The organism is Vibrio sp. HI00D65 (assembly GCF_001635455.1).
GTDB lineage: Bacteria > Pseudomonadota > Gammaproteobacteria > Enterobacterales > Vibrionaceae > Vibrio.
In genome coordinates this window covers 1-322 of the sequence record NZ_LWEH01000368.1, presented here as the reverse complement: position 1 = coordinate 322, position 322 = coordinate 1, and the positions used below count along the sequence as shown (strand labels likewise).

Below are 322 nucleotides of genomic sequence, written 5' to 3'. Positions count from 1 at the left end.
CTGCGTGCTTCACGCATTCTTCTTTAACCATCTCAAACAGCTCCATGCCCGTCTTAGAACATGTCCACTTGTCGTCGATTAATTTAAAGTGGAAGCCACCAGATTTAGACGCCAACCAGATTTCTTTCATTGGTTCTTGGCGGTTAATAATGATTTGGCTGCGGTTCTCAAACTCCAGCGTCATCACGTTACCAGTCACTTCGTAATCAATATCTGCCTCTGAATCGTCGATAGCTTCTTCGATGTTTTGCATCTGTATGTCGACTAGTTGATGAAATTCAGTCTCGTTCATCCTTTCTATCCTATTGCTTTTCCTGAGTGT

At 42.9% G+C, this 322-nt stretch carries 1 protein-coding gene; it reads right to left on the bottom strand.

All coding sequences use genetic code 11. From position 1 onward, the window contains the following. Window positions 1-292, bottom strand: a 292-nt coding sequence (gene cyaY / locus A3712_RS21340) for an iron donor protein CyaY (protein ID WP_063524991.1), incomplete at its 3' end; no start/stop codon positions are given. Between the last annotated feature and the right edge of the window lie 30 nt (window positions 293-322).